Annotated in this window: 19 protein-coding genes; 14 read left to right on the top strand and 5 right to left on the bottom strand. The window is 62.9% G+C overall.

Going from position 1 to position 24,854, the window contains the following annotated elements:
- Positions 1-2: 2 nt before the first annotated feature.
- From nthA to ACI3GR_RS01480, 4 genes are all read left to right on the top strand, one after another.
- Entirely contained in the window at positions 3-608 is a 606-nt protein-coding gene (gene nthA / locus ACI3GR_RS01465; protein ID WP_407492066.1) for a nitrile hydratase subunit alpha, read from the top strand.
- Positions 605-1,255: a nitrile hydratase subunit beta gene (nthB, locus tag ACI3GR_RS01470; protein WP_407492067.1), complete on the top strand. Its 651-nt coding sequence runs from the start codon at positions 605-607 to the stop codon at positions 1,253-1,255. The genes nthA and nthB overlap by 4 nt, the downstream gene beginning before the upstream one ends.
- On the top strand, positions 1,248-1,598 hold the full coding sequence (locus ACI3GR_RS01475; RefSeq protein ID WP_407492069.1) for a nitrile hydratase accessory protein: 351 nt from the start codon (positions 1,248-1,250) through the stop codon (positions 1,596-1,598). The genes nthB and ACI3GR_RS01475 overlap by 8 nt, the downstream gene beginning before the upstream one ends.
- 82 nt (positions 1,599-1,680) lie before the next feature.
- Positions 1,681-2,910, top strand: a complete 1,230-nt coding sequence (locus ACI3GR_RS01480; RefSeq protein WP_407492070.1) for an N-acetylmuramoyl-L-alanine amidase — start codon at positions 1,681-1,683, stop codon at positions 2,908-2,910.
- Positions 2,911-2,913: 3 nt separating this feature from the next.
- Here the strand turns inward: ACI3GR_RS01480 and ACI3GR_RS01485 are convergent, their stop codons facing one another.
- Positions 2,914-3,351, bottom strand: coding sequence for a hypothetical protein (locus tag ACI3GR_RS01485; RefSeq protein WP_407492072.1), 438 nt, complete (start codon positions 3,349-3,351; stop codon positions 2,914-2,916).
- A gap of 139 nt (positions 3,352-3,490) precedes the next feature.
- On the opposite strand from ACI3GR_RS01485, the gene ACI3GR_RS01490 reads away from it, so the two are divergent.
- From ACI3GR_RS01490 to ACI3GR_RS01500, 3 genes are all read left to right on the top strand, one after another.
- Positions 3,491-6,013: a penicillin-binding protein 1A gene (locus tag ACI3GR_RS01490; RefSeq protein WP_407492074.1), complete on the top strand. Its 2,523-nt coding sequence runs from the start codon at positions 3,491-3,493 to the stop codon at positions 6,011-6,013.
- A 287-nt stretch (positions 6,014-6,300) separates the two neighbouring features.
- Entirely contained in the window at positions 6,301-7,425 is a 1,125-nt protein-coding gene (gene prfB / locus ACI3GR_RS01495; protein WP_407492075.1) for a peptide chain release factor 2, read from the top strand.
- A gap of 221 nt (positions 7,426-7,646) precedes the next feature.
- The gene (locus tag ACI3GR_RS01500; protein WP_407492076.1) at positions 7,647-8,528 is read left to right on the top strand and encodes an aldose 1-epimerase family protein; all 882 of its coding nucleotides are present in this window, start codon (positions 7,647-7,649) and stop codon (positions 8,526-8,528) included.
- 16 nt (positions 8,529-8,544) lie between these two features.
- Here ACI3GR_RS01500 and ACI3GR_RS01505 read toward each other — a convergent pair whose 3' ends face one another.
- Positions 8,545-9,336 (bottom strand): lytic murein transglycosylase, encoded by a 792-nt coding sequence (locus ACI3GR_RS01505; protein WP_407492077.1) that lies wholly within the window; start codon positions 9,334-9,336, stop codon positions 8,545-8,547.
- A gap of 166 nt (positions 9,337-9,502) precedes the next feature.
- Here ACI3GR_RS01505 and ACI3GR_RS01510 point away from each other — a divergent pair, with 166 nt between their 5' ends.
- A complete protein-coding gene (locus ACI3GR_RS01510) occupies positions 9,503-10,921 on the top strand; it encodes an amidase (RefSeq protein WP_407492079.1) in 1,419 nt (472 codons plus the stop codon).
- Between the two features lie 77 nt (positions 10,922-10,998).
- The gene (locus tag ACI3GR_RS01515) at positions 10,999-11,784 is read left to right on the top strand and encodes a DUF2189 domain-containing protein (protein WP_407492080.1); all 786 of its coding nucleotides are present in this window, start codon (positions 10,999-11,001) and stop codon (positions 11,782-11,784) included.
- Positions 11,785-11,807: 23 nt separating this feature from the next.
- Here ACI3GR_RS01515 and ACI3GR_RS01520 read toward each other — a convergent pair whose 3' ends face one another.
- Positions 11,808-15,917 (bottom strand): translocation/assembly module TamB domain-containing protein, encoded by a 4,110-nt coding sequence (locus ACI3GR_RS01520; protein ID WP_407492081.1) that lies wholly within the window; start codon positions 15,915-15,917, stop codon positions 11,808-11,810.
- Complete coding sequence (locus ACI3GR_RS01525; protein WP_407492083.1) at positions 15,914-17,710, bottom strand: autotransporter assembly complex protein TamA; 1,797 nt, start codon at positions 17,708-17,710, stop codon at positions 15,914-15,916. The genes ACI3GR_RS01520 and ACI3GR_RS01525 overlap by 4 nt, the downstream gene beginning before the upstream one ends.
- Before the next feature lie 247 nt (positions 17,711-17,957).
- On the opposite strand from ACI3GR_RS01525, the gene ACI3GR_RS01530 reads away from it, so the two are divergent.
- Together ACI3GR_RS01530 and ACI3GR_RS01535 are read left to right on the top strand one after the other, a co-directional pair.
- A complete protein-coding gene (locus ACI3GR_RS01530; RefSeq protein WP_407492085.1) occupies positions 17,958-19,241 on the top strand; it encodes a hypothetical protein in 1,284 nt (427 codons plus the stop codon).
- A 115-nt stretch (positions 19,242-19,356) separates the two neighbouring features.
- A complete protein-coding gene (locus ACI3GR_RS01535; protein ID WP_407492087.1) occupies positions 19,357-19,815 on the top strand; it encodes an SRPBCC domain-containing protein in 459 nt (152 codons plus the stop codon).
- Positions 19,816-19,837: 22 nt separating this feature from the next.
- Here ACI3GR_RS01535 and ACI3GR_RS01540 read toward each other — a convergent pair whose 3' ends face one another.
- On the bottom strand, positions 19,838-20,515 hold the full coding sequence (locus tag ACI3GR_RS01540) for an isochorismatase family protein (protein WP_407492089.1): 678 nt from the start codon (positions 20,513-20,515) through the stop codon (positions 19,838-19,840).
- Positions 20,516-20,833: 318 nt separating this feature from the next.
- On the opposite strand from ACI3GR_RS01540, the gene ACI3GR_RS01545 reads away from it, so the two are divergent.
- From ACI3GR_RS01545 to urtB, 3 genes are all read left to right on the top strand, one after another.
- The gene (locus ACI3GR_RS01545; RefSeq protein ID WP_407492090.1) at positions 20,834-21,112 is read left to right on the top strand and encodes a hypothetical protein; all 279 of its coding nucleotides are present in this window, start codon (positions 20,834-20,836) and stop codon (positions 21,110-21,112) included.
- A 381-nt stretch (positions 21,113-21,493) separates the two neighbouring features.
- On the top strand, positions 21,494-22,756 hold the full coding sequence (gene urtA / locus ACI3GR_RS01550; protein WP_407493581.1) for an urea ABC transporter substrate-binding protein: 1,263 nt from the start codon (positions 21,494-21,496) through the stop codon (positions 22,754-22,756).
- Positions 22,757-22,864: 108 nt separating this feature from the next.
- On the top strand, positions 22,865-24,835 hold the full coding sequence (gene urtB / locus ACI3GR_RS01555; protein WP_407492091.1) for an urea ABC transporter permease subunit UrtB: 1,971 nt from the start codon (positions 22,865-22,867) through the stop codon (positions 24,833-24,835).
- Positions 24,836-24,854 lie beyond the last annotated feature (19 nt).

A 24,854-nucleotide genomic window follows, 5' to 3' on the forward strand; every position in this document is an offset into this window, starting at 1 on the left:
CCATGCCCCACGATCACGACGACCACAGCCATCTGGACGACGAAACCGCCCGCGTCATGGCGCTGGAAAAGCTATTGGCAGACAAAGGCCTGATCGACCCCGCTGCGCTGGACGTGGTGCTGGACACTTACGAGACGAAGGTCGGCCCTCGCAACGGTGCCAAGGTCGTCGCCCGCGCATGGACCGATCCGGAGTTCGCGCAGGCGCTAAAAGAAGACGCCACGACCGCCATCCACGACATGGGGTTTGCGGGGCGGCAGGGCGAACATATCACTGCCGTCTACAACACGCCCGACACCCACAACCTTGTCGTCTGTACGCTGTGCTCCTGCTATCCGTGGTCTGTGCTGGGGCTGCCGCCGACGTGGTACAAATCGACCCCGTACCGCGCCCGCGCCGTCAGCGAACCGCGTGCTGTTCTGGGTGAATTCGGTGTCACCCTGCCGGACGAAACCGCCATCCGTGTCTGGGACAGTACGGCCGAGATGCGGTACCTCGTCATCCCCATGCGCCCTGCGGGGACAGAGGGGCTGGAGGCCGATGCGCTGGAGCAGATGGTCAGCCGGGACAGCATGATCGGCACCGCGCTGGCGGGGATGTCCGCATGAACGGCCCACAGGATATCGGCGGGCGTGACGGCTTTGGCCCGATTGATCCCGACCCGAATGAACCCTTGTTCCACGCTGACTGGGAACGCCGCGCCTTGGCCATGGTCGTGGCCGCAGGCGGTGCGGGACAATGGACCATCGACGAAAGCCGTTTCGCGCGCGAAAACCGTAATCCGGCAGAATATTACGGGCTAAGCTATTACCAGTTGTGGCTGCGGGGATTGGAACAGCTTTTGCAGACCAAAGGGCTGGCCAGCGCAGAAGAAATCGCCAGCGGCCAGTCGCAGACAGACCCGGTCGCCACGCCTTTGGCTGCCGATCAGGTGCGGCCTGCGCTGATGCGTGGGGCATCCTATGACCGCGATCCCAAGGGCGCGACCCCTTTGTTCGCCTTGGGTCAAAGCGTCACGACCCGCAATCTGCAACCGCGCGGTCATATCCGGATGCCCGCCTACGTCCGCAACCGCACGGGCCGGGTTACCGCCATCCATGGCTATCACGTCTTTCCCGACACCTCGGCGCAGGGCGACCGGCAGACGGCGCATTGGCTGTACAACGTGACCTTTGCGGCGCGGGATCTGTTCGGTGACAGGGCAGGGGCGCAGGATCAGGTCTCGGTCGATCTGTGGGAGCCGTATCTTGAGTAGCCTGCCCCTGACACCGGAGTCCGAGCCGCAGTTTACCGCGCCGTGGCAGGCGCGGGCCTTTGCGTTGACGGTCCATCTGCACGACCGCGGGCTGTTCGACTGGCCCGAATGGGTGGCCTGCTTTTCCGGCCATATCGCAGGGGCGACTGATGTGCCGGACGGGTCGGACGGCGCGGCGCATATCGACGCCTATTTCCAGACGTGGCTGACCGCGCTGTCGGACTTGCTGGATCAAAAGGGGCTGGCCGAGGCCGACGCCGTGCGCCAGATGGCCGACGTCTGGCGCCGCGCCGCCCATGCCACGCCGCATGGCACCCCGATCCGTTACGAGGCCGGGCTGTAACGCCGCGCAAGACCCCCGTTCCAAAGGTCCGCGGCTTGGCGTATGCTGGGCGCAACAACCCCGGGGCAACACCGGATCGGACATGAGCAGACTGGCACAGATATTCCTGACCGCCGCGCTGATGATGGCGCTGGCTTTGACGGCCCCGCGCGGCATGGCGCAGGGGCTGAGCGCTTTGGCGCGGCTGGACACGGGCGACAGCCGGATCGCGGATCGCGGGCGCGGTGTCGACGTGGTTCTGGCCCTGTCCCAAGGGGTGCCGTGGCGGGTGTTTTCCCTGACCGACCCCACCCGGATCGTCATGGATTTTCAAGAGGTTGACTGGGGCGATCTGACGGCCGAAAGCCTGTTAGACCCCGGCCAGGTGACGGAAATCCGCTTTGGCACCTATCGTCCCGGCTGGTCGCGTCTGGTGATGACGTTGGCCGACCCGATGGAGGTCGACACCGCCACCATGCGCATCGACGACACCACCGGAGAGGCGACGCTGACCGCCCGTCTGACCCCCACCACGGTCGAGGCATTTGCCGCCAGCGCCGGCGCGCCGCGGGATCCCCAGTGGGACCTGCCTGAACCGGCCTTGGTCGCGCCTGCCGTCGATAAGGACGACGTGATCACCGTCGTCATCGATCCGGGCCATGGCGGCATCGATCCCGGCGCAGTGCGCGGCGATCTGGTGGAAAAGACCCTGATGCTGGATCTGGCCCGCGCGGTTCAAGAGGCGATGATCCGGCAGGGCGGCACACGGGTGATCCTGACCCGGGACGAAGATACCTTTGTCCCCCTAGAGCGGCGCGTGTCCATCGCGCATGAAGCGCGGGCGGATGTCTTTATCTCTTTGCACGCTGACGTTCTGCCCTACGGCAACGCGCGCGGCGCGACGATCTATACGCTGGCCAAAACGGCAAGCGATGAGGCCTCGGCCAAGCTAGCGGAACGTCATGACCGCGATGATCTGCTGTCGGGTGTCGATCTGACCGGCAAAGATGACGTGGTTGCAGGCGTTCTGCTGGACCTTGCGCGGCAGGAAACCGCCCCGCGGACGACCGCCTTGTCGAAGGCGCTGAAAACCGCGATCGGCGCGGCAGAGGTGCCGTTGAATTCTCGTCCGCACCGGGCGGCGGATTTCTCGGTCCTGAAAGCCGCCGACATCCCGTCGGTCCTTATCGAGGTCGGGTATCTGTCGTCAGACCGCGACCGCAAGAACCTAAGCGATCCCGCCTTCATCGACCGCATCGCCCGCGCCCTGCGCGCAGGCATTGCGGCTTGGCAGGCGGATGATGCGGCGCGTCGCCCGCTGGTGCGGCAGTAAAGCTTAATTCATCAGGCGGCAGGTCTTGTCGCCGTTGCCTGTGCCGTATTCTGCTTCCCATCTCTTGCAATTGGCCATCGCAACGGACTGCGCCTTGGCTTCGTCCTTATACCAAGCGTACCCGCAGCCACGGATCCCGGTGATCGTCGAGGCTTTGCGGCCTGCAAAAGCAAGGTAATAACCTTCTTTCGCGGCGGATTCCTTTTGTCGCTTGATCTGCTTGCGCACGGCAGTACAGCCCGCGAGACTGCGTTCCATCGTCTGTTTCATGCAGAAGTCGAAACTTTTTCCTGCGGCGCGACACAGGTCGAAAATTTTGTTGGCTTGGGCGAGCGCAGGGGCGGCCGAGGCAGTCAAAGTCAAGGCGGCTGCAAGATAAAGGGCGGGGAATTTAGTCATGTCATCAAACTCTTTACCAGAAACTATCGACATCAAAGGCACCCGGCGGGCTCAAGTCAACTTTGGATCGCATGACGCGATAGTTTGGATCGGCACAGAACCGCGCGTCACTGGCGGCATCGTGTTTTGACCGTTCGGGCCCGGACGCGTATATGATCGGGGAATTCGGCACAGGATCCACATGCTTAGATTCGTTCTGTCCTTCTTCGGAGGCATCTTCAGCTTTATTACCCTTGGCGCGATGGTCATCGCGCTGAGTATTGGTGCGATCTTCTGGGTCTATGGTCGTGACCTGCCCAGCCACGAAAGCCTTGCGCAGTATCAGCCGAAAACGATCAGCCGGATCTATTCGTCCGAAGGCAGGATCATCGACGAATTCGCCGTGGAACGCCGCCTGTTCGCACCTGCCGGGGAAATTCCCGATCTGGTGAAGCACGCGTTCATTTCGGCCGAAGACAAGAACTTCTACACCCATTCGGGCTATGACACCCGCGGCATCGCCGCCGCGATCGTCGAAGCGGTGCAATCGCGCGGTCAGAACGTGCGGGGTGCATCGACCATTACGCAGCAGGTGATGAAGAACTTCCTTCTGTCGGGCGACCGTCAGATCGAACGGAAGATCAAAGAAATCATCCTTGCCACCCGTCTGGAAGAAACCCTGCCCAAGGAGAAAATCCTTGAGCTGTATCTGAACGAAATTTTCCTCGGCCAGAACTCTTACGGTGTGGCAGCGGCTGCGCAGACGTACTTTAACAAGGCGCTGTCGGAACTGGCCCCGCACGAGGCCGCGATGCTGGCATCGCTGCCCAAGGCGCCGTCCGATTACCACCCCGTCCGCCGCAAGCAACGTGTGACCGAACGCCGGAACTTCGTCCTGCGCGAGATGATGGAGAACGGCTACATCACGCAGGCCGTCTATCAGACCGAGGTGCAGCAGCCCCTGCGCTCGGTGCAGAACGGTGACTTTGAAAGCTATCGCACCGAACGCCCGCCGCGCGACTATTTCACCGATGAAATCCGCCGCCAGCTGTCGCGGGACTTTGGCGAAGGTGAATTCTTTACCGGTGGCTTTACCGTCCGCGCGACCATTGATCCCGACATGCAGGTGCTGGCCGCCAATTCGCTGCAACTGCAGTTGGAACAATACGACCGTGGCCTTGGTCGAGTGCGCCCCAGTGGCAAGAAAATTGACCCTGCCAAACTGGGGTCTGAAAAGGAATGGCGCGCCGCCCTTGCCGATGTGCGTATCGCCCGTGACGTCAATCTGGAAAGCCAGTGGTATCCGGCCGTGGTCCTGTCGATTGGCGATCAGGAAATGCGCGTCGGCATTGAAGACGTTCAGGAAACCGAGGCAGAGCCCTTTGTTATCCCGCGCAAAGACATCGACTGGGCCAAAGGCTCTTTCAAGGACAACTTTGAAGTCGGCGACGTGGTGCATGTCCGCCGCATGACCGAAGATGGCAGTGGCGCTTTCATCCGCTGGACCCTGCGGCAAATCCCCAAGGTGCAGGGCGGGTTCATGGCGATGGACGTGAACACCGGCCGTGTGATCGCGATGCAGGGTGGGTTCAGCTATCAGAACTCGGTCTTCAACCGCGCCACGCAGGCCCGTCGCCAGCCGGGGTCAAGCTTTAAGCCCTTCGTCTATGCAGCGGCCTTGGACAGCGGCTACACCCCCGCGACGATCATCATCGACGCCCCGATCGAGATCAACACGCCGCAGGGCTTGTGGCGCCCGCAGAACGCGTCGAACCAGTTCTATGGCCCCACGCCCCTGCGGACCGGTATCGAACGGTCGCGGAACCTGATGACCATCCGTCTGGCCCAAGAGGTCGGCATGGAGGTCGTCGCCTCCTATGCCGAGAAGTTCGGGGTCTACGATAACCTGTCACCCTATCTGGCCAACGCGCTCGGGTCGGAAGAAACGACGCTGTATAAAATGGTGTCGGCCTACGCGATGTTCGCCAACGGCGGGGAACGGGTTGAACCGACGCTCGTCGACCGTGTGCAAGACCGCTATGGCCGCACGATTTATCGCCACGATCAGCGCGACTGCGTCGATTGTAACGACCCGACGATCCCCCGGTCGCGCAGCCCGCGCATCGTGTCGGACCGCGCACGGGTAATGGATGCGATCACGGCGTATCAGCTGACCTCGATGATGCAGGGCGTGGTGGAACGCGGCACGGCCTCCAAGGCGGTGAACCTTGGCGTGCCTACCGCTGGTAAGACCGGGACGACCAACGACGCCAAGGACGTTTGGTTTGTGGGTTTCACCTCGAACGTCGTGGCGGGCTGCTACATTGGCTATGATGATCCGGTGTCTCTGGGCCGTGGTGCGTCGGGCGGCGGCTTCTGCGGGCCGGTTTTCCAGCGCTTCATGGTCGAAGCGGTCAAGAAATTCGGCGGCGGCAAATTCAAGGTCCCGCCGGGTGGTCACTTTATCAAGATCGACCGCTTTACCGGGGCACGTCTGCCCGATAACGCCAGCGGCGAAAACGTCGTGGCGGAATATTTCCGCGACGGAGAAGAGCCGATCTTTGGTGTCAGCTTTGACGGTGGTTTCGCCATGGGCGCGGACCTGCCCCTGTTCGACGAGGTGCGCAGCGGTGGTGCCCGTCAGGTCACCACATCGACCGGACGCAAGGCGGTGGTCGGACCCAAGGCGAGCTTTGGGACAATGTCGTCGGGCGGATTGTACTAGCGTCGGTCTGTGGGTTGAAAACCCACCCTACGTGGGGTGTCGCGCCCCGCCCGGAATCAAGGCGCGAAGCGCCGCCGGGCAGCATCCGACCGCCTCTTGGGCGGACGCTTCTTCAGATACAGCGCGATGATTGAATTGATGGCTACCACTTTGCCATAAACCACAGACCACAATTGGAGCTGCGTCCCCCCACGGTCGGACGCTGCCCGGCTTACCGCCCTAGCTACCTTGCCCCCAACCAGCCATCGCGTTATCACGCAGGCCATCTAGTTACGAACGGACCCCCCATGCGCGCCGAGACCCAGAACCTTGTCTCTGACATCGAAAAATCGCTTGAGCTTCTGCGCCAGCGGATGAACTGGGAAACGGCCAAACACCGGCTGGAGGAGTTCAACGCCCGGGTCGAAGATCCCAACCTGTGGGACGACCCGGAAAAGGCGCAGGCGCTGATGAAAGATCGTCAGGCGCTGGTGGATTCCATCGCCGTCCATGACAGCATCCAGCAAGAGATGACCGACAACGTCGAACTGATCGAACTGGGCGAAATGGAAGACGATCAAGAGGTCATCTCGGACGCCGAGGCCGCCCTGAAAGCGCTGAAAGAAAAAGCCGCCGCCAAGGAACTGGAAGCGCTGCTGAACGGCGAGGCCGACAGCAACGACACCTTCCTTGAAATCAACGCAGGTGCCGGCGGGACCGAGGCCTGTGACTGGGCGTCGATGCTGCAGCGGATGTACGTACGTTGGGCCGAAAAGCGCGGCTACAAGGTCGAACTGCAATCCGAAGAAGCGGGCAGCGAAGCAGGCATCAAATCCTGCGCCTATAAGATCAGCGGCCATAACGCCTATGGCTGGCTGAAGTCCGAATCCGGCGTGCACCGTCTGGTGCGCATCAGCCCCTTCGGCAAAGGCACGCGGGAAACCTCTTTCGCGTCCGTCTGGGTCTATCCGGTCGTCGACGACAATATCGAGATCGAGATCAACCCCGCCGATATCCGCATCGACACCTACCGATCCTCGGGCGCAGGCGGTCAGCACGTGAACACCACCGACTCGGCCGTGCGGATCACCCACGCGCCGACCGGCATCGTTGTGACCTCTTCCGAAAAGTCGCAGCACCAGAACCGCGACATCGCCATGAAGGCCCTGAAATCGCGCCTGTACCAACTGGAACTGGACCGCCGGAACGAAGCGATCAACGAAGCGCACGAAAGCAAAGGCTCGGCTGGCTGGGGCAACCAGATCCGGTCTTACGTGCTGCAGCCCTACCAGATGGTCAAAGACCTGCGGACCGAACATGAAACGTCGGATACCCAAGGCGTCTTGGATGGCGCGCTGGACCCGTTCATGGCGGCCACGCTTGCGATGAACGTCAGCGGTAAATCCCGGGCCGAGGCGAACGCCGAAGACTGATCGAACCGGGCCGATCCGGCCCTGTGTGCCCATCAATCAAAGCCCGTCGAAAAGCGCCTGCCAATAAAGGCTCGTCAATCCACTTGAACCATGGCCCGCACAGCGGATCGGCAAAGCTTTGCCAGCCAGCCGGTCAGTTTCCGCGCATATCCATTCCGCCCCTTTGGTCCTGTCCCCCAACCGTGGCACAGTAAGAAAAAAGCCAAAAGGCGGGACAGGACATGGACGGACAACAACCACCCCAGATCACCTGGATCGAAAGCGATGACCTGCGGGTCGCCGTTTCTGATCTTGGTGCGGAAATGCAAATCCTGCGCGATGCGGAGGGGCGTGATTTTCTATGGGATGGCGATCCTCAATGGTGGTCTGGCCGGTCACCCATCCTGTTCCCCATCGTGGGCCGCGCGCCCGGTGATCGTGTCGAAATCGACGGTCAGGGCGGAGAGATGCCGCAGCATGGTTTCGCCCGCCGCATGGTGTTCGAATGCGTCCGCTCCGAACCCTCGCGCGTGATCCACTCCCTGACCGATAGCATCGCCACGCAATGTTCCTACCCGCGGCCCTTCGCGCTGACCGTCGGCCATGCGGTGAAGGGCAAGACGCTTAGCGTCACCGCCACCGTGTCGAACACCGGCCGGTCGCTTCTGCCCTTTGGTCTGGGGTTTCACCCGGCCTTCCGCTGGCCCTTGCCGGGGGGCGAAGACCGGCCGCACACCATCCGTCTGCACAATGGGGCAGAGCCGGAACTGGCCCGGCTTGAGGACGGGTTGCTGCGCCGCGATCGTCGCCCATCGCCCTTCCGTCAGGGCAAACTGACGCTAGAGCCGGGGTTCTTCGAAGATGACGCGATGATCTTTCCCGAAGACGCGGGCGAGGCGCTGACCTACCGCGCAGAGGCCGGACCAAAGCTCGACTTCCGCTTCAACGGCTTCCCGAACCTTGGCCTGTGGCAGAAACCCGGCGCCCCCTTCATCTGCATCGAACCGTGGCACGGCATGGCCGCCGAACAGGGCGCAGGTCCCGAAATCAGCGACCGCCCCTTTACCAAGACGCTCGCCGCCGGGGCCATCGCCCGGTTTTCGTGGTCGGTGACGATCGGGTAGACCAGGCGCCTGAGGGTTACCCGTCGATCTGCGCCGCCGCGATCGCAATCGCCTGCTGATAAACGGTGGCCGCATTCCATTCGTTCAAAACGCGGAAGTTCCGGGTGCCTTCGGAATAAGGTTGCCCCGGCTTCCAGCCCTTCTGACGCAGGAAATTCGCCGTCGAAACCATGGCGTCGCCAATGTTGAACAGATCGACCCGCCCGTCGCCGTTGCCGTCCTTGCCATACTTCAGCACGTTACCGGCCAGAAACTGCGTATGCCCGATCTCTCCATGCGCCGCGCCACGCGCGCCCGGGTCCAGCCAGCCGCGATCCACCAGCTTCAGCGCCGCAATCATATGTCCGCTGAAGAAATCCGACCGACGGCAATCATAGGCCACCGTGGCGTTCGAACTTAGCACATTGTATTTGCCAAAGGTCCGGCCAAAGCCCGACTCCATCCCGTGGATCGCCAGCAGGATACCCGCCGGCACGCCATAGGCCTTTTCGACCGAAGAATAGAACCCAGGGTTCCCGGTTTTGCGTTTCTTGCCTCCCGCGACGATGGCGTTCACGCCCCGGATGCGCATGAAGTCGTTCAGTGAATAGCGCACGCCCTTCTGGTTGCGATCCGCCGCGATGGTACCGTTGGAATATTGCACGCCTGCCAGCGCGTTCAGCCCACGCTGTTTCACGCCCGCCCGCGCAGCCTCTTGCGCGAAGGCGGCTTTCCATTGCTCGAACCCTTGGGCCGTGTTGCCACAGGGTGCGGCCTGCGCGCCGCTGGCCAGAAGGCCCAGTCCTAATGCGAGTGCCAGAAGTTTCATAAAAATATCCCCACCATAAAAATCGACTCGGGCTCTAGCGTAACCGCCCCTGCGCAACCCACCAAACTTCATCTTTCCAAAAATAATCAAACCTGCGGTCCAAACCGCAAAAAGGCTGGAACATGGGCCTCAGCCGAATACACTTCGCCGCAACAGGGGGGATATCATGACGTTAACCGATCTTTCGGCCACCAAGCTGCTGGCCATGCTGCACGCGCGCGAGGTGACGGCGGCCGAGGTGATGCAGGCCTGCCTTGACTGTATCGCGCAGGAAAACCCGCCCTTGAACGCCATTGTCGCGCTGAAAGACACCGACGCGCTGATGGAGGCTGCGGCGCAGGCGGACAAGGACGGGCCGAGCGGCGCGCTCTGGGGACTGCCCATGGCGGTCAAGGATACGGCCAATGCGGTGGGATTTCCCGGCACGCTCGGCTCGCCCATCTTGGCCAAGTTCATACCGAAACGCGACGATCTGCACGTGGCCCGGATGCGCGCGGCGGGCGCGATCTTTATCGGCAAGACCAACGTGCCGGAATTCGGGCTGGGATCGCATTCGGTCAACCCGGTCTATGGCGCGACCCGCAATCCTTATGACACGGGCCGGTCGGTGGGCGGGTCTTCTGGCGGGGCGGCCGCATCACTGGCCTCGCGGATGCAATGGGCGGTGGACGGGTCCGACATGATGGGCAGCCTGCGCAATCCGGCGGGCTGGGCCAATGTCTATGGCTTCCGCCCGTCCTTTGGCCTTGTGCCCGCCGATCCCGACCGTGACCTTTATCTGCACCCCTTGGCCACCTCTGGCCCCATGGCCCGAAGCCCGGAGGATCTGGCGCTGCTGCTGGACGTGCAGGCCGGGCGCGATCCGCGTGTGCCGTCGTCTTATGACGATGGCCCGTTTGCGACGCAGCTTGATGCCGATCTGAAAGGTCGCCGCGTTGCATGGCTTGGCGATTGGGGCGGGGCTTGGCCGATGGATGACGGGGTCATCGCCACGTGCGAGGCCGCGTTGAACACCTTCGACATGCTGGGCTGCACGGTCGAGTCTCTGCCAGCCCCGTTCCCGGCAGAAGACCTGTGGCAATCCTGGATCGACCTGCGGTCCTTCGCCGTCGCGGGCAGCCTCGGTCCGCTGTATGACAACCCGGACTACCGTCCGCTGATCCGCGAAGACGCCATCTGGGAAATCGAACGCGGCCGGGCGCTGAGCGCGCAGCAGATCATGCGCGCCTCGTCCATTCGGTCGAACTGGTTCCGCAAGGCATCCGAACTGTTCCAGACCTATGATGCGCTGATCGCCCCCACCGCACAGGTCTGGCCTTTCCCGGTCGACTGGGCGCATCCGAAACAGATCGCGGGCCAGCAGATGGACACCTATCACCGCTGGATGGAATGCGTGATCCCCTGTTCGCTGATCGGTCTGCCGGGCGTCGCCGTGCCTGCGGGCTTTGGTGACAACGGCCTGCCGATGGGGCTGCAGTTCATTGGTCCGCATCGCGGCGATCTGGGCGTGCTGCAGCTGGCCCAAGGATGGCATCAGGCGACCGGCTGGCCCGACAAACGTCCGCCGCAGGGGGCGGCAGGCTAAAGCTGTATCTGGGATGTTCTTGATCTGGCGCGGTTTTCCCGCTTCCTTAGTTCAACTGAATGGGGAAGGAGGGGCCCGTGCCAGATACACCAAAGCCCGGCGTGCCGAAATTACAGCCCGTCACGCTGCACCATCTGGGTGAGGCGCTGCGCCGTGGGGGCCGCGACATGCGTCGCGCGCCGCTGTGGGGGTTGTTCTTCGGGGCGACCTACGTGGTCATCGGCTGGATCCTTGCATGGATCACCATCGCCACGGGGCAAAGCTACTGGCTGATCTTCGCGGCGGTGTCTTTTCCGTTGTTCGGCCCGTTCGCGGCCGTGGGGCTCTACGACGTCTCTCGCAGGATCGAACAGGGCCGCCCCCTGAACCCGCGTGCGATCCTGACGGTCATCCTGCGTCAGTCGAAACGGCAGCTTCCGTCGATCTGCGCGATCATCGTGTTCATGCTGCTGTTCTGGTTCTTTCTGGGTCACATGATCTTTGCCCTGTTTCTGGGGCTGTCGACCATGACCAACATCTCGTCCTCTTACGAGGTGTTCCTGACCCCCAACGGCTTGACCATGCTGGCAGTCGGCACGGCCGTCGGCGCGGGTTTTGCGCTGCTTTTGTACATGATCACGGTCATCGCGCTGCCGATGTTGCTGGACCGGGAAATCGATTTCGTCACGGCCATGATCACGTCGTTTCAGACGGTGACCAAAAACTTTGGCCCGATGCTGGCATGGGCGATCTTTATCGCGGTCGCGACTTTCGTGGCGCTGATCCCGGGGTTCTTGGGGCTGTTCATCGTGCTGCCGCTGCTGGGGCACGCGACGTGGCACCTGTATGACCAACTGGCTTACGGAGAGGCGGGGTCGGGTTAGGGCGCGGCCCGATGGGCCGCCCCTTAATAATCCTTCTCGAAGAACAGACCCAGTGAACTGTCGCCATCGGATCCGACCTTGCCCTTGGCGGTTAGGTTGTCGGTCACGTCCAGATTGATCGACAGGTTCGTCGTCCCGCCCGAGGTCGCCTCGACCTCTGTATAGACGTTGTCGCTGATATATTTCCCTGCGCTCAGCGCGGTTTCCCCGTCTTCCGTCTGGCTGACGTCCAGATCGTCCAGCCCGGCGCCTTCGCGGATTTTGCCAACGACACCGCCGCCGCCACGGCCCGTCAATTCGGCAATCGCAAGGGCCAGACGCGCGGCCTGTAGGGGCGACAGCGATGCGATGTCGCGTTCAAAGAACAGCTGCGACAGTACTTCGTCCTCGGGCAGTTCGGGGCGCGAGGTAAAGACCACCTCGGGTGCGCCTGCGGGACCTTCCAGCACGATCTGCACCACGAATTCCCCGGCCTGACTTTCGGCGACCAGCCGGATGATTGGATCGAACCCACCGGCCAGACGGATGCGGCCTTCGGTCAGGTCCAGACGTTTGGTCAGGATGTCGATCCGACCGCGCACCAGATCAAACTGACCCACGGGGCGCACGTCGTTGGTCGTGCCCTCCAGCACCAGACCACCGCGCAATTCGGCATCAATGCCGCGCCCCCGTAGGAAGATTGAATCGTCGGCCTGTACGGACAGGTTCAGCCGCAGCGGTGTGCCGCCCCCGCTTGCCCCGCCAGAGCCGCCGTTGCCATCAGTCAAACCCGCGCGCGCCCGCGTCGCGCGGCTGCCCGCGTCCTCATTGACGTGGCGCATGTCGGGGATCGGTTCGACCCCGCCAAACCCGCCCGATGGGATGCGCAATTCCGTCCCGCTAAGCCCGATGCGCCCCGCGACCAGACCACCGCCCGTCAGCCCGCCGTTGACGGTGACCTGACCGCTGGCGCGCGTGGTGAACAGCCCCGGCCGTTCCAAGGGAATATTGTTCAGCGTGGCGGTCAGGTTCGCCGGGTAATTGCCAGACAGGGTCACAGGACCAGAGACTGTGATCGCCCCGCCATTGACGCTGGCCGACAGGTCCACCTGCGCCCGCCCGCCAGACAGAGACACCGCGCCATTGATGGCCTCAACCGCGATCCCGGCCGAGGGGACAGAGGCCCGCGCACCTGACAGGTTCACGCGACCTGACAGCGCGGACAGCCCCGGTTGACCATTCATCGCCAGATCAAAGCTGGCCTGCCCTGTCACGCTGCGCGGGGCGATATAGGGGTTCGCCAGCGCAAGCGGCGCACTGCCGTTGATATCCAGATTGACCGCCCCACCCGGCAGGCCGACCTGGCCCGTCACGCGGGCAGACGTGCCGCCCGGTCCGTCAGCGTCGATGTTCAGCGTCAGGGCACCGCCAGCCCCCTGAGCGATCGACCCACTGGCCGACAGCGGACCCGCAGGGGCCTGTGGCACAATCTGCGACAAGGACGCCAGCCGGGCTGAGAAATCGACATTCGTGGCCCCGCTGGCAACGGTGCCGCTGGCGCTGGCGGTAAGGCTGGTCCCGTCAACCCGCGCCCGGTCCAGACGCAATTGCCCATCATTGACGCGGCCCGCGGCGGAAAAGCTGGTTTGCCCCCGCAGGATGTTGTCAACCAACGCCTGACCTGTGCCGATATTCTGGCCAGAGCCGTCGACGGTCAGGTCGTAGGCCTCACCTTCCTGCACTGCGCGCAGATTGGCCGTGACCGGCCCACCGGAGGCGCCAAGCGGTGCGCCGGAATTGTTCAGCGTCACGCTGGCCCGGATGTCGCGTTGACCGGCGGTCAGGTCACCTTCGGCCTGCAGGCTTAGCGCGGGGTTGGCGATTGTCGCATCCGTCAGCAGCAGCCTGTCGCCAAGGGTCAAAGAGATATCCAGATCGGTCTGTCCGCGCAGCAGCGTGTCTGCCTGCGTGATGCCAGTCACCAGATCGGTGCCCGTTCCGGTGATCGTCACATCGGTATCATCGCCCGCCTGTTGTGCGCGGATCGTCAGATCGAAAGGCCCGCCCTGATTGCCGGTCACGACGCCGCTGTCGTAAAGCTGCCCGGTCACGGTCACGTCGCGGGCCCCGGCTGTCAGTTCGCCCTCGGCCTCGACCGACAGGGCAGGGGTGGCGATGCGTGCTTCTTCCAGCATGATCTGATCGGTGAGGGTCAGTCGTACGGCCAGATCGGTTTCGCCGCGCAGCAGGGCGTCCACCTGTTCGATCCCAGTGGCCAGATCGGTGCCGCCGCCATAGGCCGATACCTCGAACCCCTCGGGCAGACGTTGCACCGCGCCGCTGATCGACAACGGACCGCCTTCGGCCCCCGTGAAGGCGCCAGAGTTCACCAGCGCCGCGTCATATTCGATCCGGCCAGAGCTGTCGCCCAAAAGGCCCGACACGCCAAGCGTGATCTGATCGTTACGTAGGCTGAACGTTTCGATCCCGATACCGTCGGGGCTGCGGTTCACGGCCAGCTCCAACTCGGCATCTCCGCCGATGACCGGGTCCAATTGTTCGATCCCTAGCGCCAGATCGGTGGTCGACCCTTGCGCCGTGACGGCAAAACTGCCCCCCAGCACATCCGCCGACAGCGACACGCCCAGATCGGCCCGGCCCGACAGATCGGTGCCTGCCAGTTGCGACAGGCGCGACAGGTCTTCGAACCCGGCGCGGCCATCAGCCGTCGCGATATAGGTGCCGCCGCCCGCCGTCAGCGTGGCATCGACCTGAGCAGAGTAATCCGTGCCGCGCAGGTCCAGCCGGTCCAGCACGATGTCGTCGCCTTCGGTCCATGCGATACGGGTCGTGGCGGTGATGGCGTCGCCAACTGCGGCTTGCAGGGCGGGGTCGGTGAAGGCCAGTTCCGACAGGTTGGCATCCACACCCAGATCGACCGAGGGCGTACCGCTGGTCGCCAGCGTGCCACGCACCGCCAGTTCACCGATCCCGATGCTGAGGTCGGGCCGGATGAAATCGGCGAAGGTCAGGTTGGCCACGACCTCATCGCTTTCGCTGGCATCGAACTGCGCGGCGATGGTGCCCTGCCGCAGGGTGGGGCCATCGCCAAACGGCAGGGTCACTGGATCCCCATCCGCAGAGGCGATTTCGCCGTTCAGGGCGAACCGCGCCGGGCGGCCGTCCGCATCCGTGGCGAAAGACCCTTCAAGCGATACCGACGCCGCCTGAACCGACAGGCTGTCCAAAACCAGCGCGCCGTCCGCGCCGCTGACGCCTTGGGCGGTCAGGCGGACGTCGTTGCCCAGAAATTCCCGCGCTTGCGGCAGCAGAATTGCGGTCAGGTCCCCGCCCAGATCGGCGGAAAAGGCCTGACCCCCGTCGCCCTGACCGGCCAGCGTCACCGTCCCCGACAGACGATCCTGCCCGTCGGACGCCAAAGAGATATTGGCGGTGAAATCATCCAGCGGACCATCACCATCCACCTGCAGCGATACCGAAGGCCGGCCCGGCAGGTCCAGCAGACGCGCGGCGATACCGTTTTCGGGCTCTTCCGCCGTAACCTCGACCACCAGCTGGTTTTCGTCGGGCTGCACGTCGATGGTGGCGGTGATCAGGCCTTCGCGGTCCACACGTTCCAGCCGCAGCTGCGTGGCCAGACGGTTGCCATCCAGCAGCGCGTTCCCTGCGAAGGTGAATTGCGCGGGTTCCCCCAGCACAGGTTCGCCAAGGTTCAGCGATCCGATCGACACCTCACCGATGTTCACCGACACGGGCAGGTCAGGGATGGCAAAACCCGAGGCCTCGGCCCCGGTATCCTCGGATTCCGGAAGGCGGTTGATCGACAGGGATTCCGCCGACAGCTCCTGCACCTCTAGACGCCCGCGCAACAGGGCACTGCGGTTCCAGCTTAGGACCGCGCCGTTCAGCTCTAACCAGATGCCGTCTTCGTCCGAAATCGTCATCCGTTCCAGCGTCGCCTGCGACGACAGGGCGCCACGGAACCCTTCGATGTTCACCGATCGCCCCGCATCCGACAGGGAATCCTGAATAAGCCGGGTCAGAAACCCTTCGCCATCATCCTCTTGTGCAGAGGCGAGGCTGGGAAAGGTCGCAAGGGTGATCAGAAGAAGGAGGGTGTAGAGATGTCTCAAAATGCCTGCCCGATCCCGACGTAAAGGCTGACGCTTTTGCCCGCGCGTGACCCTGTGATCGGAGTTGCCAGATCGGCGCGCACTGGGCCGATCCCGGTTTTGTATCTGACGCCGATGCCCGCGCCGCCGTGCCAATTGCCGCCCTCAAAGGTGCTGGAGGCCGCGACATAGCCAAAATCGACAAAGCCCACGGCCCCGATCTTGCCAGTCACATCTGCACGCACTTCGGTACTGAGCGCGGCGAAGGATCGTCCGCCAGTGCGCCCGGGTCCAGTGCCCACGCCAAGCGATTGGTAACCCTGACCGCGCACAGTGCCGCCGCCGCCCGAGTAAAACAGGAAATCCGGCGGGGTAGAGGCGATGGACGGCCCCATGACCGACCCAAGCTGCACGCGCCCTGCCAGAACGACTTTTTCGCCGACAGAGCGGTAGCCGCGCATGTCGGCGGTCGCCATGATGCCCGAGGAAGATCCAGAGACACCGATAAAGGGTTTCAGTTCAACATCGGCATAGGCCCCGGTGCGCGGGTCGTTGGCGTCATCGCGGTTGTCCCACGTCGCGCCGCCCATCAGCAGCACATGGCGGAAATCGCGGGTGCCGAAGACGTCACTGGTGCGGGCCAAGCGCAGCCCGACCTCGGACCGCAGGGTCAGCTTGTCGTTGATGATCCGGTCGACCCCGACGGCCAGTTCGAAATGATCCGACAGGTAGGTCGGTTCGTCCTCGCGCTCCAGCAGCGCGCGGAAAGTCAACTGCGCGTCGGGATGGCGGAAGGCGGGGCGGGTCAGGCTGACGCCAAGGCTATAGTCGATGCCGCCCGTCTGGCCCCCGATCCCGGACACTTCTGCGTCAAAGCGCAGCCGCTCGGCGCCGCCGAACGCATTCCGATGCAGCCAGTAGCCCGACAGACGCAAACCTTCGACGGTCGAAATCTCGGCCCCCACGCCAAAACGGCGGGGTTTCGCGTCTTCGACCTCGATCTGGGTGCCAAGCGTATTGCCGGGGCCGATCGCCTCATCTTCGGTGATATTCGCGGCGCGGAAGGCCCCGGTTCGACGCAGGCGGCGTTCGGCGCGGGCGATTTCGTCTGGGGAATAAACCTCGCCCTCGGGCACGCCGGCGATGGCGCGGATGCGTTCCGGCCGCACGGCGCTGTCGGCGGAATTGGCAGCGATACGGGCAGGGCCAAAGGTCAGGCGCGGGCCGGGCGTGATGCGAAAGGCCGCATCCACCAGGGTCGCGTCGTGTCGGACCAGAATGCTTTGATCGGTCACCTCGGCCTTGGCGTGACCGGACTGACGCCAGCTTTCGACCCCGTCATTCGCCGCTTGGCGCATGATGGCGGTGCCCGCAGGCGCGCCGGGGGCAAAGCCTTCAGTCGGCGCGGCGGTCGACGGCAGCGGCGCGACCTCGGCCCGGCCAAAGCGGAACGAGGGGCCGGGCGCCACATTGATTTCGATCTGATTGACCGACGCAGGCGGGTTCAGCGCCGACAATTGCGCGGCCTCGCGTCCGTCAATGCGGATATTCACCTCGGCGCTGAAATACCCACGCTCGTAAAGCGCGGCCAGCACGCGACGGTAATCGGCCTGCGCAGCGGCAATCAGGTCTTGCACGTTGGTGGTACCCTCATCCAGCGCGCTTTGCGCCAGAGAGGCGGATTTCAGGTCTTCCTGCAGATCATCGGGTGCACGCACCACCAGTTCGGCCGCCCAAGAGGGAACCGCGATGGCAAGGCTGAGCACGGCAGCAAGAAGGGATCCGGGCACGGCGGCGCGGAGAGGGGTGATCATAGGGTCTTCTGTCCCGAGACGAGTGTTTCTGACACCAAACTATAGCGACGGGGGCCGAGTTCCAGCACAATCACGCCGATTGCAATCACTATGCGGCGAGTCGCCGAGGTGTTGGGGAATGTGTCATCGCTCGGGTATACTAGTACGCCGATTTGCCATGACCCAACAGCTATTCCGGCGGGTGGTGGAGTGGTTTATACCATCCTGAGCGTCAAAGCCTTTGACGCACGCGACGGAAGGGTTTGCCATGACACAGCGACGGATCAGCGCGACTGGCCTTCCCACGTGGATTTGTCTGATAGGCGTCATGGCGTTGCCCGTGCCGGGGATGGCGCAGGGGTTGTTCAACGCAACCCCGGACCCCGAGGTAACGCCATCAGACGACCAGCCCCTCTTTCAGCAGTTCCGCCTAAGCCCGCCCGAAGACGCCGCACCTGATGCGGCTGACAGCGATGATCCGCAGGGCAGCGCGGGCACAGGCACGATCCCATCTGCCGCGACGGCGGACGGCGACGGCGTGATCGCAGAGGTGGTCGATCCCGTCACAAGCGATCCGGAAACCGCGCCCGAAGGGGAACCGGAAGACGCCGCATCGACAGAGAGCGGCGCGGCAGAAGAGACGCCCGAGGCACCTGCCAGTTCGCCGCCCCTTCGCCCACAATCGCGACCCGAGCAGGCCGAGGCGGTGACGGAGGATGCCGCCCCCGCTCCGGCCCCGACGGGGCCGATCTGCGGTGATGCTGTGACTGACGCGGACATCACCCGCAATGCCACCACGCTGCGGGCGAACCCGACGCTGTGTGTGGCGCAAGAGGTGTTCACCGAGCATGGCCGCCGCTGGTCGCTGTTGACCATCACCGATATCTCTCGTCGCCGCGGCCCGCGTTGGGCGGTGCTGCATGACAATGAAGATGCGGCCTTTGACGCGGCCATTTACGCCCTGACCAAATACGGTGGCGCGATGATTGCCATCGACGGGGACGAGGGCCGCAATGTTCAAGGCCAAGACCCGAACCGAAACTTTGGTCTGACCCGCCAGATCGCCGCCCCCTGCGGCGGGATGCAGACGAAACCCGCCCCAACGTTCACCCGCGCGCTGAACCGCATGTTTCTGCGCAGGCCATTGGTCCTGTCGCTGCACTCCAATCACGACGGACACGCCGAAGATGGTATGGATGGGGCGGGCGACATCTCGGCCGCGCGCAGCACCGACACGCGACGCGGGTTCTTGGCGACCAAGCCGGTTGAAGGGCTGTCGGACGCCGACAATGCCATCCTGATCGCCGGGCTGACCCCTTATGAGAACACGCCCGCCGCCCAAGACCTCGTGGCGCACATGGGGCCCTTGGGAATCAACGTGATATACGAACAGGTCACGCCCGAGACCAACGATTGTTCGCTGTCGGCGCATGCGGTCCTGAACAAGATGGGTGACTATTACAACATCGAGGTCGAGCATGGCCGTCTGGACGACCAGAAGATCATGCTGGACGTTTTGATGGAATATCTTGGGGTCGAGGCCACCGAGTAACATTTCCCACGGCGACGTGTTTCCGGTTGATTGGCGAAATCCCGACATCTCTGACATCAGGCGGAACCGACCGCGGCTATGTGCGTTATGCCGTGGACAAGGGAGATGTTTGTAGATGAACAAAGTGAAGCTTATGCCCGTGGCACGCGTCAGCCTGATGATCCGTCGCCCCCGCCGCGAATGTTTCCTTGCCTTCACCGACCCCGAAATGCTGGCGCGCTTCTGGATGCATGAAGCCGGCGACCAGATGGTCGAAGAGGGCGCGATCCTGCACTGGCAGACCCGCCCCGATGCAGACCCGATCACCGTCGAATGCCGTGAATGCCGCCCCGACACGCTGCTGCGTCTGCAGATGTCTAACGGCGTGCGCATCATGGTCACGCTGGACCGCCACGAAGACGGCGGCACGCTGGTGCATTATTGCGAATGCGGCTTTGGGCCTGATGCCCGGGCCGAGGATGTGGCCGAAGCCACCCAAGCCGCCGCGCACATGCTGATGTCTTTGAAAACGCTGCTGGAAACCGGTAAGGATCAGGACACCACTGACCGTCCGGTCATGCCGCACGCGGCGTAAATCAGACCCTGTCGCTTGCGGTCTAAAGGCCGTCGAACACCGCGCCGATGTCATTGGCGCGGTACCGCAGTGGCGCTGATCCCACCAACTGCCAGACCTCGCGGGGCTCCCCGGCCAGTAGCGCGCAGGCCGTTTCCGCATCGCACACCGCTCCGCCGTACAGCCGGTTCGCCAAGTTGATCAAGCCCGTCTGCGCCATCTCAACCGTGCCCGATCCGATGGCGTCTTTGACCAGCAAAACCCTGATCCCCCGCGCAACGGCGTCACGGACGGTGGCGGCCACGCAGGCTTCGGCCCAGACGCCAAAGATCACGACCCATTCCGGGCGTCCCAACAGGTCGTCAAAGCCATCTTCGGCAAAGCAGCTTAGATCGTTCTTCCACAGGATTGTTTCACCCGGCGCAGGCGCGACCTCGGGGCAGAAGGCGATGTCGGGAGTGTCGGGGTCCGAAAATGCGGGCGTGCCTTCGGACTCGGTCGGCTCGAACGGGCGGGGCGGCACCTTGTCGAAATCGCGCCGGAAGCCCGCGTGCAACACGCGCACGCCGCCATGCCGCGCCGCGCCGATGACCTGCGCGGCATTGGCCAGAACATGATCATACCCATCCACCAGATACCGGGGATCGCGGCGGTGTTCTTCCTGCATGTCGATGGGCAACACGGTGGTGCGGGTCAATGGCAGGGTCAGGGGGCTATGCATTGGCGTCTCTGATATCGGCGGGTTGCCTTATCAATGCGCGGAACGGGGGGCGGCGTCGCCTCGTTTTCCGAATCGCATTTCGCTGTTTGCGACGGAATTGCGGTTTTGCCGCGGTGTCCTAACCAAAAGGGCAGCTATCCCATGGAATAGGGTCGGCGGGTGTCAGATCAACGACGATCTGCCCGCTCCGTCGATAACCACGATTTTAGAAACAATGCCCTGTCGGTGGCGGGTCGCTGCCCAAGTTCTGCCCGGATTGGCCACGATTTTCAAAGTCCCAAACACAGCCACCGAAAAAACAGAAAAAGAGAGACGGTTATGGACGCGCTTGAACAACTCACCAACCTGATTGCCGACGAAATCGCAGCGTCTGACGAAGACCTGCGGACTGACCGTGCCCTGCAAGTTGCATCCAGTTTGGTAGAGTTGTGTGGCTACGAAATGGCGCGCACCGGCACCGTGAAATCCTCGACCCGGTTGTTCCTGTTGGCGAACGAAATCGAACGCCTGCGTCGCGCTGAACAGCAGGCCAAAGGGACCGACACGAACGTGGTGCAATTCGCACAGCGCCCCGATCTGCAGTGGGCGACCGCCTAAGTCGTTTCTGCCCGTAAAACCGCCGCATCGCGGCGGTCTTTCCCATAGGTCAGGCTTAGATGCGCCTTTTTGCTGCCCATTTTGCGGGCACATGCTGAAATTTTAGCCCAATAATTACGCAAACTCCGCGCAATGCCGACATTGCACCGGTGTTTCGTTCCCCTGCCGTCCGAAAGTGGATTTGGTGAAGCCGCGTCTGGTTGCAGACGCAGCAAACGCGTGCGGCAGCCCACCTTTCGCCAGTCCGGTAGCCACCGCACGCCAGCAACACTAACGTCGCTGGTCAGTCACGTAAGGTCTGTGGAGAGAGTTTCAATCCGGATCTGCCCTGACGCAGCGTTCCAACAAAGGGACGTACCTATGTCGAAATTTCTCAAAACCATGCTGGGGGCTGCTGCCGGCTCTCTCATGATCGGCTCGGCTGCCATCGCGCAGGACGATACGATCAAGGTCGGTGTGCTGCACTCGTTGTCCGGTACCATGGCCATTTCCGAAACCACGCTGAAGGACACGGTCCTGATGCTGATCGAAGAGCAGAACAAAAAAGGCGGCGTGAACGGCAAGATGCTGGAAGCCGTGGTCGTGGACCCCGCGTCCGACTGGCCGCTGTTTGCTGAAAAAGCCCGCGAACTGCTGACCGTGTCCGAAGTCGACGTGATCTTTGGCTGCTGGACCTCCGTGTCCCGGAAATCCGTGCTGCCCGTCATCGAAGAACTGAACGGCCTGCTCTTCTACCCTGTCCAGTACGAAGGTGAAGAATCGTCTAAGAACGTCTTCTACACCGGTGCCGCACCGAACCAGCAGGCGATCCCGGCCACAGATTACTATCTGGAAGAACTGGGCGTCGAAAAATTCGCGCTGCTGGGCACCGACTATGTCTACCCGCGTACGACCAACAACATTCTTGAGTCCTACCTGAAAGACAAAGGCATCCCCGAAGAAGACATCTTCGTGAACTACACGCCCTTCGGCCACTCTGACTGGTCCAAGATCGTGTCTGACGTTGTCGCACTGGGTGCGGACGGTAAAAAAGTTGGCGTGATCTCCACCATTAACGGTGACGCGAACATCGGCTTCTATAAGGAACTGGCCGCACAGGGCATTTCCGCGGAAGACATCCCCGTCGTGGCCTTCTCGGTCGGTGAAGAAGAACTGTCCGGTCTGGACACCTCGAACCTTGTCGGCCACCTGGCAGCGTGGAACTACTTCCAGTCCGCGGATGCTGACGTGAACGAAGAGTTCATCACCGCATGGAAAGCCTTCGCTGGCGAAGAGCGTGTGACCAATGACCCGATGGAAGCCACCTACATCGGCTTCAACATGTGGGTGAACGCGGTTGAAGAAGCCGGCACCACCGAAGTTGACGCCGTGCGCGAAGCCATGTGGGGCCAGGAATTCCCGAACCTGACGGGCGGCACCGCTGTCATGGGCACCAACCACCACCTGTCCAAGCCGGTTCTGATCGGTGAAATCCTCGAAGACGGTCAGTTCGACATTATCTCCTCGACCGATCCGGTTCCGGGCGATGCATGGACCGACTACCTGCCGGAATCCGCAGTGCTGAAGTCCGATTGGAAAGAGCTGGAGTGCGGCATGTACAACACCGACACCTCCACCTGCGTTCAGCTGGAATCCAACTACTGATCTGAGGGTCCTTGTGACCAAGGGGGCAGGCCGCCTGCCCCCTGATAATGATCCCGGTCGGGGCCCGCATGGCCCCGACCAAGCACCCCAAACTGCCGGTCTTCCCCTATGATCACCCGCCTTCTCATGGCTCTGGCCGTGTCTGTGTCGTTGTCCGCCCTGACGGCCCTTCCCGGTAACGCACAGGACGCTGACGCGCCGATCCAGCAGGTCTTGCAAGACCACGCAGAGATCATCATCAAATCCTCGCGCCGCACCATTCAGCCCGCCATCGACGCTGTCCGCGACAGCGATCTGGACGCAGCGCAGCTGGTGTTGGAAAAATGGGCCGCCCGAGAGATGTACGTGAACGAGGCGACGGGCCTGTTCGTCTATGCCGAAGAAGCGGACGACGACATGTTGCGCATCTTCGATTTCGCCACCGCCGCTGAGGTGGGGGAGGCGCCCGAGGACGATTATGACCAGATCAAACCGAATTCTGGCATCCGCGGTCTGATCAATTCGGCGCTGGTCAAATTCCAGCTGTCCGACCCCGATCCCGCAAACCGCATCGCCGCGCTGACGTCGCTGTCGCGCAACGGCAATGAAAGCCATCTGCCAGTTCTGCGCGCCTCGATCGAGGATGAGCCGGATGCAGACATCAAGGCCCGCAAAGAACGGCTGGAACGACTGCTGACCATTTCTTTCGGTTCCGATACGGAAAACCGCGTCGCCGCCATCGAATATTTTGCCGGTGATCTGGGCGTAGATGCCCGTGCTGCCCTGAACCCGCTGGTCGCAACCACCCGCCGGGCCGCCACCGATGTGCCCGACGACATGAACATCGCGCGCGAACTGCGCGTCGGTCGCGACCTGACCGAGGATGAGGCCTATGCCCTGCTGGTGTCGTCTGACCTTGCGCCCGCACGATTGACCAAGGACGCCCAACGGCAGGCGCTGCAGGCGAACATTCAGGACGCTACCGTCGGCGGCGTACCCGTGGCCGAACTGTCTGACCCCGCCGCCCGCGACCGTGCCTATACCGCGCTGGTCGACGCGGGCCTCGCCCCCGCCGCCGCGACGGATGTCCAAGCGACCGAGGCCGTCGCCGCGCATGTGTTCTATGAGACCTATTCCGAACGCGACGCCGCCATCACCACCGCCGCCGCGGATGCGTTGAAGGCGATCGAACTAAAGGTCGGCGTGAACCAGTTCCTTGATCTGTCGCTGGACGCCTTGTCCTTGGCGTCGATCTACTTCCTCGCCGCCATCGGTCTGGCCATCACCTTTGGTGTGATGGGCGTGATCAACATGGCTCATGGCGAATTTATCATGATGGGCGCCTATACTGGCTACGTCATCCAGCAGATCGTGCCGAACTACACCCTGTCGATCATCCTTGCGATCCCGCTGGCCTTTGCCGTCACCTTCGCCGCCGGCGTCGCGATGGAGCGGCTGGTGATCCGCTGGCTCTACTCCCGCCCGCTGGAAACGCTTTTGGCAACCTTCGGCATTTCCATCGCGCTGCAGCAGTTGGCCAAGAACATCTTCGGCACGCAGGCGCGCCCGTTGACGTCACCCGATTGGCTGAACGGCCAATGGGCCATCAACGATATCGTGGCGATTTCCAACATCCGCGTGGCGATCTTCGTGCTGGCGCTGATCTTCCTCGGCTTCTTCCTGTTCCTGATGAAGAAAACCCGGCTTGGTCTGGAAACCCGCGCGGTGACCCAGAACCCCAAGATGGCCGCGTCGATGGGCATCAACCCCGACCGCGTGAACATGCTGACCTTCGGCCTCGGCTCTGGCATCGCGGGTATCGCGGGCGTGGCGATCGGACTTTACGCGCAGGTGACCTCTGAGCTTGGTCAGCAGTACATCGTGCAGTCTTTCATGACCGTGGTCGTCGGCGGCGTCGGCAACATCTGGGGTACGCTACTTGGCGCGACCATGATCGGCTTCCTGCAAAAGGGGATCGAATGGTTCAACCCGTCCAACACGCTGGCGGCCCAGACCTACATGATCGTCTTCATCATCATCTTCATCCAGTTCCGTCCCCGGGGCATTATCGCCCTCAAGGGTCGCGCGGCAGGAGACTAAACATGATCACCACACCGCC

Origin of the sequence: Pseudooceanicola aestuariicola, assembly GCF_045763785.1 — a bacterium.
Classification (GTDB): domain Bacteria; phylum Pseudomonadota; class Alphaproteobacteria; order Rhodobacterales; family Rhodobacteraceae; genus Pseudooceanicola.

Excerpts from the sequence above, each read along its gene's own strand:
- ACI3GR_RS01505 (WP_407492077.1), bottom strand. The coding sequence starts at position 9,336 with ATGAAACTTCTGGCACTCGCATTAGGACTGGGCCTTCTGGCCAGCGGC.
- nthB (WP_407492067.1), top strand. The coding sequence starts at position 605 with ATGAACGGCCCACAGGATATCGGCGGGCGTGACGGCTTTGGCCCGATT.
- ACI3GR_RS01530 (WP_407492085.1), top strand. The coding sequence starts at position 17,958 with ATGACACAGCGACGGATCAGCGCGACTGGCCTTCCCACGTGGATTTGT.
- nthA (WP_407492066.1), top strand. The coding sequence starts at position 3 with ATGCCCCACGATCACGACGACCACAGCCATCTGGACGACGAAACCGCC.
- ACI3GR_RS01535 (WP_407492087.1), top strand. The coding sequence starts at position 19,357 with ATGAACAAAGTGAAGCTTATGCCCGTGGCACGCGTCAGCCTGATGATC.
- ACI3GR_RS01500 (WP_407492076.1), top strand. The coding sequence starts at position 7,647 with ATGGACGGACAACAACCACCCCAGATCACCTGGATCGAAAGCGATGAC.
- ACI3GR_RS01540 (WP_407492089.1), bottom strand. The coding sequence starts at position 20,515 with ATGCATAGCCCCCTGACCCTGCCATTGACCCGCACCACCGTGTTGCCC.
- prfB (WP_407492075.1), top strand. The coding sequence starts at position 6,301 with ATGCGCGCCGAGACCCAGAACCTTGTCTCTGACATCGAAAAATCGCTT.
- urtA (WP_407493581.1), top strand. The coding sequence starts at position 21,494 with ATGCTGGGGGCTGCTGCCGGCTCTCTCATGATCGGCTCGGCTGCCATC.
- ACI3GR_RS01525 (WP_407492083.1), bottom strand. The coding sequence starts at position 17,710 with ATGATCACCCCTCTCCGCGCCGCCGTGCCCGGATCCCTTCTTGCTGCC.
- urtB (WP_407492091.1), top strand. The coding sequence starts at position 22,865 with ATGATCACCCGCCTTCTCATGGCTCTGGCCGTGTCTGTGTCGTTGTCC.
- ACI3GR_RS01480 (WP_407492070.1), top strand. The coding sequence starts at position 1,681 with ATGAGCAGACTGGCACAGATATTCCTGACCGCCGCGCTGATGATGGCG.
- ACI3GR_RS01545 (WP_407492090.1), top strand. The coding sequence starts at position 20,834 with ATGGACGCGCTTGAACAACTCACCAACCTGATTGCCGACGAAATCGCA.
- ACI3GR_RS01510 (WP_407492079.1), top strand. The coding sequence starts at position 9,503 with ATGACGTTAACCGATCTTTCGGCCACCAAGCTGCTGGCCATGCTGCAC.
- ACI3GR_RS01490 (WP_407492074.1), top strand. The coding sequence starts at position 3,491 with ATGCTTAGATTCGTTCTGTCCTTCTTCGGAGGCATCTTCAGCTTTATT.